Consider the following 8,476-nt stretch of genomic DNA (forward strand, 5'->3'; position numbering starts at 1 on the left):
CCGTCACCCTATCTGCAGCCTTTTCCCATTCCTGGCAAACCTGAGACAGAAAATCCTGATGAATCGGCTCACTCGTTTCATAAAACTCTGCCGTTTCGCTGGTGCCATAAAAGCCAATAGCAGAAGCATTAACAAGCACCTTAGGCTTAACAGCCGCCTGACCGATGGCTTCGACAATTTTCTCTGTGCCGATGACACGGCTACTCATGATTTCCCGTTTACGCTCAGGGGTCCAGCGTTCTGAAATAGCCTCACCAGCCAAGTTAATCACGCCATCACAACCAGAAATTTCCGCCTGCCAATCTCCCGACTCTTGTGGAGTGTAACCAACGATCTCAACCTGATTAAACACAGATGCCGGGAATACTTTTCTGGCTCGCTCAGGGTTACGGGTAAATACTTTAATTTGATGCCCCGCTTCATGGAGCCGCTGCACTAAGCGAGATCCTACAAATCCGGTTGCCCCAGTTACTGCCACTTTCATTATCAAACACTCTCCTGGAACGGTTACACAGCTGGCTTTTCCTCCATGGTAGCTGCATTCGATCCCCGTTCATAACGAGGGGCAATCCAATCAAAGTCAATTTCGTTCAAGTAGTCTACGGCCCAGGTCGCACAGCGCTGCATCATGTGATACGGATAGATTTGAGCGACGCCCACGACAGGAATATTAGCCGCCTTAGCGGCTTCGACACCCGCAAAACAAGACTCGATCGCCAAACAGTTTTGGGGCGTTAGGGCCAACTCAGGATTCAACAGGTTCAACTGATCAATGGCGGCAAGATAGCTGTCAGGAGCAGGTTTGCTAGCCGCCACAGGCATATCACTAGCAGACACAACCAACGAAAACTGATCAGTGAGCTTTGCCGCAGTCAACACCTGTTCTACATCAGCTCGTTGGGCTCCAGTCACAATAGCTGTGACATATTGTTTGCTGCGAATTCGATACAACAGGTCATCTACCCCTGCATAAAGGGCAAGCTTAGGTTGCGATCGCAACCATTCCCCATAGCCTTCAGCCTTTTTCCGCAGTAGACCATCTAAGTAGTCATCTCGGACAAATCGGCCTCGTGTCTGCAAAATCGCTGTCAATCTGGCTCGGTCACTACGGCCAAGATACATCTCCTGGTATTCCTCCAGGTTAAACCGTAGGTTTTCCGACAACAGCAACTGAGCAATCAGCTGTGGATGAATGTCATCGTCATTGATGATGACGCCATGGAAACCCCAAAATACTGCCTTGAGCATTGTGACAAATTACGCCATTAGAGATCTTGACAAATACCTTTAACAAGGATTAGATCAGCGTTCTAACCCCGTCAGATAGACATTATTAAAGATGTACGTAGATAAGGCACCAAGTATGCCAATAACGCCTTAGTATTAAATATTACCCCCTTGGGGAATTAGCTTCGACCTTCCGGTTTAGTCCATGAGGTTTGTAACTATGCATCTGCTTTCCGAAAAGACTTTACTTAGTCAAACATCCATTCCAGTGATTTTACAGTGGTGGCTTCGGCGTAAGCGACTTGCTAAATCAAGGAATGTACTTAGTAATCCCGTTGTAAAAAACGTGGATTCTAATTATTTAGATAAGTATCAACGACTTATGGATGTGTACGCTGTCGTTAAATCTGGTGGTGCTGTAGCCCAGATCCAGGCCGCCAATGAGTATCGGGATCGTGAACGCGATGCCATCACTCGACGCCTCAGCCAAATTAGTAATCAGCCTGAAGCCACAGACGAATATCTTCGCTTACAGCAAGAAGCGCAAGAACTAGAAAGCTCCACTCTTTGGAGAATTAATCAACTCAAGGATATTCATCCTGAGGAAGAAATGGCTGTGCGTGAATACTTACCGCAGATTGAGCAGGTTTTGATCCGATAAACACACCATAGGACAATGTAGAGGCGTTCTATGAAACGTCTCTACCTGTGGATAAAAATAATACCTATGGAATCGTTGGACGTCGTCGTCATCGGCAGTGGCATTGGTGGCTTAGTAGCCGCAGGCTTACTCACTCGCTACGGTCGGCGGGTTTTGGTGTGTGAGAGTCACACATTACCGGGTGGTGCGGCCCATGCATTTCAGCGTCAGGGGTTTACCTTTGATTCTGGGCCGTCTTTTTACTGTGGTCTGGCCGATCCGACATCCTGTAACCCGTTGCGAGAGGTGCTGAATGCCTTGGGGGAAAAGGTTAACACTGTCGCTTATGACCCACTGGGACATTACCACTTCCCCGAGCGCACGCTGGCCATTTATGGTGATGCCAAACGATATCAGGCCTCTTTAGCTGAGTTCAACCCTCAGGCAGCGCAAGAACTCCAGGCCCTAACAGACAAAATGCTAGCGATATACCGTCCCCTAGGGTCAATCCCCGCCTTAGCCCTACGGGCAGATGGTTGGCTGTTTCCGCTACTAGCCCAACGTTTCCCTACAGCTATGCTGCAGATGCTCCCTCAACTTCGGAGCTTAGGGCGTTCGATGGGAGATTTTGTAGATGAAACAGTCCACGATCCTTGGTTACGGCAGTTGATTGATCTTGAATGTTTTTTGCTTTCAGGTATGAAGTCCCATGAGACTGTTGCCCCTGAAATGGCATTTATGTTTGGGGAGCGAGCGGCATCTGTCATTGACTATCCCATGGGGGGTAGCGGCGCTTTGGTGGATGCCCTGATCCGAGGTTTCAAGCGCTGGGGTGGCGAACTGCGCTTAGGTACCCATGTCAGCAAAATTTGGACCGACCGGAATCAAGCACAAGGGGTGATTCTCAAAAACGGTGAACGCATACGCGCTGATAAGGTGATCTCGAATGCCACCCTATGGGATACCTACAATCACCTACTGGACGACACTGATCTGCCCATGGGCTATCGTCAAAAGTCTTTGGAGACACCAGCGGTTGATAGCTTTATGCATCTCCATCTAGGCATCCAGGCTGAGGGTCTAGATGATTTAACGGTTCACCATGTAGTGGTGCATGACACAGACACAGACATCACCACCCCTGGTAATACCTGTATGATCTCTATTCCGTCTGTGCTAGACCCCACATTGGCTCCCGAAGGACATCATGTGGTGCATGCCTACACGCTAGAGCCCTGGCAAGACTGGCAGCGGGATGCAGGCTATGGAGCCAAAAAAGAAGCAAAGGCAAAACCATTGATGCGGGCATTGCAAAAAGTGATTCCAGATATTTGCGATCGCATCACTCTCAAACTCATCGGCACCCCGCTTACTCACCAGCGGTTTCTCCGCCGCCACCAAGGCACCTACGGCCCCGCTATCGCCGCTGGGCAAGGCCTATTCCCAAGTTGTAAAACCCCCATTAAAGGGCTTTATCGAGTAGGAGATAGCACCATTCCGGGTATCGGTGTCCCCGCCGTCGCTGCCTCAGGCATTCTCTGCGCCAACAGTCTAGTCAGCCCCAGGGAATCGGCGGCCTTATTAGATCTACAACGATCCAAATCTACCTAATCAATTCAAACCCTATCCTACTTAGATCCAAGGTAATCTCATAGGCCAGTAGAGCACCGTAATCGACACCTGCTCTTGGCGCAAATAGGCCATCATCCGACGATGTGCATTACCCACCGACTTGCGCGCATCAAAGGTTTTTAAATGTACCCATGAGCGCAACGTTTCTCCTTCAGCACGAGCTTGCTCAGGAGCCACCGTTCTTAACCAGCCCTTAACACTTTCAGGTAAAGTTTGGGTCATGCGTATCGGCAACATTCCCGTAGAAAACTGCTGTGCATAAGCTGGCTCCAAAAAGACGTTATAGTTTTTCGCCCCAGACGTGTGCTGCATCGTCACACTCAAGGAAAGCGCCCTTAAATATTCCCGTAGAGTAGCGGCCTGCTCACCGGACAATTCTGGCATAAACGGAATCTGAGTCAGCGCTTCATTCACATTTTCCGGATCGCCCACACTGAGATGGGTGCCGCCAATCACCGCAACTAAATGATTATCGGGTCCACTCAATTGATTAAACGGCCCTAGCTGTTGAGCTAATGTAGGCGTCACCCCATCCTTAGTGCCGGTCAAAATAACGCTGGGTACATTGACATCCGCCAACCCCTTACGACCAAATAATCGACCGACCAGCGGATTCATTGCTATCACTTGGATAATGCGGGAATCTCTCAGATCCGCTGTTACCTCAGGTAGCTCGACTGCCGCACACTGTAGCCAATCGGCAGGCGATAAGCCCACTGGCGTCAGACTGTCACAAAAGGAAGGCAAAGCAGATAAATCTAGCTGTGCTCCCGCTAAAGCAAAACCGGTATAGCCGCCTAGAGAATGGCCAATCAAGACTACCCGCTCGGTATCAAATTTACCCTCCAACATGGGTGACACCTGTTCCATCCAATCCAGGCGGTCAAGAACATAGCTGACATCACGCGGACGATCCAAAAATTCGCTAGCTGGTAAAATGCGGCTCGGCTCTTCCACTGCCGTCGGATCCAAGGGAGTATTACTGAGGGCTTCAACATTACTGCCCACATGCTCCACAGCCACCACCGTGAAGCCATAGGAAGCCAAATGCTCACCCACATAGGTGAGAAAATGCCGATCGGCAGCAAACCCATGGGACAAAACAACCAGCGGTGCCTCTTCCACAAAGGCTTCATCTGGCACATATACATCCAGCGGAATTAGCCGGTTGCGATCGCTATCTACAAACTTATATGAGCGCTGGGTCACCCCCATGGGACCTACCGTTGTGGGGTCGATATCGTCAGGTAGGTCAATGTCATCGCTCACCAGCAGTTCTTGCTCTAGTACGCTACTGAGCGCGTCCCCTTCTAACCGGGACAGATTAAGCTGCGATACAAGTGCTAATGCCGACGTTAGGTCTACATCTAACGTGTCTTGGGGCACTGCCCTCAGTACCCCAAGCATATTCAAACCATTGGTCTGTTTAGCCGCTAAACGAATCGCGCCCCGAATTTGCTCCACAGTTAATCCTGGCGCAACACGAGCTAAAGAATCCAGTAATAACTCACCGTTGGGCGATGCCAAAATATCAGCCACCATGCGATCCGCCATCGCCGGATCAAGCACCACCCGATTATTTAGCATTGTTCGAAGTTCAGGTGTTAGAAAAGACTCATAAAGCCGCAGTCGATCTGGAACCTGGCCAGTTTTAGCAAATTCTTCAAGATCGCTAACATAGAGCGTCTGCTTAATTGGCCCTACTTGAATATTCACCCGCTCGGCCGCTTGCACTGGTCCACATATCGCCACCCCTAACGCTACAGCGCTACCCCATACTACTGACTGCCATCGCTTCAACGTCATCAGCTTTGAATCGTTTACAAACGTCAAAAACTGGGCCAGTCGAAGCGGTTGAGCCGCCGAACGAGCAGAATGGATCATAGTTGAACGGGAGTGGGTAAGCGAACGATTGGAAAGCGAGTTCCTAATCACAGGAACATAGCCCTACCAACAGCCATAGAATCGTCAAATCATAACTAACATAGCAATCAAAACTAGAAGTTATCAGTTGCTAAGATAGCGAACCGATTTGACTCCAGTAAGGGCTAATAGATTACTTCACCATAATTAGCCTTAACGCCGGACGTCTCATTGCTAATTTAAGGTTTGCGTATGCCTATTATGTTTGCTGTTTATTCACACTTCACAGATTGGCTCATACCAAACACTAGCAACACCCCGGATATTACTTAAGAATGACCACTCAACGAATCATTGGCATGATGGGGCCAGGCAGTAATGTTACCGAGTTAGTTTTACGTAACAGACGATGTAAAGCTTTATGTCGAGTACCTCAGGCCAGCGTTGGAGCAGAAAAATTAAACATCCCAAACCAACTACCGACTTCGCTTTAGATCCGTCTGAAATCCTTGTCGCTGAAGCAATCGTCGCCGTCTCTGCCGAGCCAATGCCTGTAAATCCACATTCCGATCGGTTTCATCGACAATCTCACCAATCAGGACTTCCAACACATCCTCCAGGGTCACTACACCGGACACGCCTCCGTACTCATCAACCACAATCATTAAGTGCTCACGAGCCGTCTGGAAAGTTTTGAGTAGCTTATCAGAACGCTCAGTGGCCGGAATATATCGAGCCTGACGCATACAGCTAGTAACCGGATCTTTGCCGCGTCCCTGAACTAACGCTGCCAATAGCTCAGCTTTTAGGGCCACACCTAGCACGTCGTCCAAGTCTTCTCCCGTGACAATTATGCGGCTGTGCTGCGACTGCATGATTTCTTGCTGCGCTGATTCAAGGGATTGATTGCCTTGAATATAGGTAATCGCTACCCGAGGCGTCATGATGTCTTCCGCAGCAATGTCATTCATCCGAAAGACTTTTTGAATCAACTCAGCCTCGTCATCTTCAATCAAGCCTTCTTGATAGCCCAACATTGCCAGCAGCTTGATTTCAGCTTCGTTGGTAACGGGGCGTTGATTGCCTTTGATCAAGGGTGCAGTTAATTTCTCTAGCACTAAAATAATCGGCGTCATCAGCCAGGTGAGGCTGCGGACAGGCATTGCCACAAACAAAGCAAACTGCTCGGCATATCGTTCGCCAATGGTTTTGGGGACAATTTCGGCAAACAGAATGATCAAAAATGTGAGGATGCCAGAAAAAATGCCTAGCATCAGATTGCCAAAAAGCTCCGCAGCAATACGACTGACGACAAAACTGCCGACTATATTAAATACATTATTGAGGATAACGATGGTAGCAATGGGGCGGCTGACCTTTTCTCGAATAGCTAGTAAGGCAAGCGTCGCTGGGTTACGATTTTGAGCAAGCTGTCGGGCTTTGAGTAGAGGAATGGACAGCAGTGCCACTTCAGTACCTGAACAGATTGCGGAACCGATGATAACGATCAAAACTGCGATCGCAAGTTGGGCCATGGTGGAAGGAGAAACAACATATCAATAATCAACGGCGAAGGATTGCTATGATTCTGGACTAAGCGTACACAATCTACCTATACGCGTCGCACCCATGAGACATGGGCATTTTGAAAAAGCAGTGGCTAATTCACAATACCGATCCTTTGCACAATGGCACTAGCGCGGATTTGCCGAAGTCTCAATGGTTAACTCTAATAACTCTAAATATAGTTGGCTTACTCCAAATAAATACACAAGCAAACCCAGGTTTTCTAACATCATTGATAATTAAGCTTTAGCCCTAAATATCCGACAGTATTGCAGCAGTTCTGTACTCTTTTAACGATTAGCACCTACTATCTCCATGAGTGAAATCATCCTTGATGTCCGCAACTTAAAAGTCGAATTCGATACCGCCAACGGCGTGATCAAGGCAGTTGATGGCATTTCATTTCAGGTCAAACGGGGTAGAACTCTAGGCATTGTAGGTGAGTCAGGGTCAGGTAAATCGGTCACGTCGTTGTCTGTCATGGGGCTAGTCCCTAACCCTCCAGGTAGAATTACCAACGGCGAAATCCTTTTCTCAGCCCAAGCAGACGCTGCTCCTACCAATCTGTGTCAGGCTTCTCCTAAACAGATGCAAGATTATCGAGGCAGCCGGATATCAATGATTTTTCAGGAACCCATGAGTTCCTTAAATCCGGTCTATACCTGTGGATTTCAGCTCATTGAAGCCATCCAGCAGCATCATAATGTAACCAAAGCAGAAGCAGAAGCCAAGGTTATTGACAGCCTACAGGAGGTCAAGCTGCTGCCCAGTGACGAAGAATTGGCCACACTCGTTGCGACAGAACAGCAACTTAAGGACCGCAATGCTATTGCCCGTGGAGTGCAGCAGCGCAAAAAGGCTATGCTCAAGCGCTATCCTCATCAGCTCTCTGGGGGACAGCTACAGCGAGTTATGATCGCGATGGCCATTGCCTGCGATCCAGACCTCCTGATTGCCGATGAGCCCACTACCGCGCTCGACGTTACTGTCCAAGCTCTGATTTTGGACCTGCTGCGAGATCTGCGGGACCGGCGCTCTATGTCGATGATTTTTATTACCCACGACTTGGGCACCATCGCCGAAATTGCCGACGATGTGGCCGTTATGTATCGCGGCAAAATTGTTGAATACGGGTCTGTGGATAAGATTTTTGCTAATCCAGAGCATCCTTACACAAAAGGGCTATTGGCCTGCCGTCCCCGACCTGAGCAACGGTTACGCAAACTCCCCACCGTAGCTGACTACATGCAGGTTCAAGATGAGCCCAACGGTGAATTTAAAATCTTTGCTCGGCATTTTGACAACGATGAGGCAGCAACTCTGACAGCACAGGTCACGGCAGAAGAAACAGCCAGTCGTCTCGAAAAGCTGGGGGGTGAGCCGCCTTTAATCACGGTACAAAACCTAAAAGTCGGTTATCCAGTCAAAGGAATGTTTGGGCAGACGACTCGCACCTTTATGGCCGTAGATGATGTGTCTTTTGAGGTGTACCGGGGTGAAACGTTTGGTCTGGTGGGTGAGTCAGGGTGTGGGAAGACGACCCTGGGA

The 8,476-nt window shown here is 49.0% G+C and carries 7 protein-coding genes; 3 read left to right on the top strand and 4 right to left on the bottom strand.

Annotated elements, in window-relative coordinates:
• On the bottom strand, positions 1-484 hold a 484-nt coding region (locus DXZ20_RS03890), incomplete at its 3' end, for an NAD-dependent epimerase/dehydratase family protein (protein ID WP_163696614.1).
• Positions 485-507: 23 nt separating this feature from the next.
• Positions 508-1,248 carry an HAD family hydrolase gene (locus DXZ20_RS03895; protein WP_163696516.1) on the bottom strand — a complete coding sequence of 247 codons (741 nt, stop codon included), beginning with the start codon at positions 1,246-1,248 and terminating at the stop codon, positions 508-510.
• A 199-nt stretch (positions 1,249-1,447) separates the two neighbouring features.
• On the opposite strand from DXZ20_RS03895, the gene DXZ20_RS03900 reads away from it, so the two are divergent.
• Complete coding sequence (locus DXZ20_RS03900; RefSeq protein WP_006516695.1) at positions 1,448-1,888, top strand: hypothetical protein; 441 nt, start codon at positions 1,448-1,450, stop codon at positions 1,886-1,888.
• A gap of 66 nt (positions 1,889-1,954) precedes the next feature.
• A complete protein-coding gene (locus DXZ20_RS03905; protein WP_163696616.1) occupies positions 1,955-3,478 on the top strand; it encodes a phytoene desaturase family protein in 1,524 nt (507 codons plus the stop codon).
• Between the two features lie 21 nt (positions 3,479-3,499).
• Here the strand turns inward: DXZ20_RS03905 and DXZ20_RS03910 are convergent, their stop codons facing one another.
• Both DXZ20_RS03910 and DXZ20_RS03915 read right to left on the bottom strand, forming a co-directional pair.
• Positions 3,500-5,383 (bottom strand): alpha/beta hydrolase, encoded by a 1,884-nt coding sequence (locus tag DXZ20_RS03910; protein ID WP_163671231.1) that lies wholly within the window; start codon positions 5,381-5,383, stop codon positions 3,500-3,502.
• A gap of 455 nt (positions 5,384-5,838) precedes the next feature.
• Entirely contained in the window at positions 5,839-6,897 is a 1,059-nt protein-coding gene (locus tag DXZ20_RS03915; RefSeq protein WP_163671230.1) for a hemolysin family protein, read from the bottom strand.
• Positions 6,898-7,243: 346 nt separating this feature from the next.
• On the opposite strand from DXZ20_RS03915, the gene DXZ20_RS03920 reads away from it, so the two are divergent.
• On the top strand, positions 7,244-8,476 hold a 1,233-nt coding region (locus DXZ20_RS03920; protein WP_163696618.1), incomplete at its 3' end, for an ATP-binding cassette domain-containing protein.

This window comes from Adonisia turfae CCMR0081, from assembly GCF_011009555.1.
GTDB classification, from domain to species: Bacteria; Cyanobacteriota; Cyanobacteriia; order Phormidesmidales; family Phormidesmidaceae; genus Leptothoe; species Leptothoe turfae.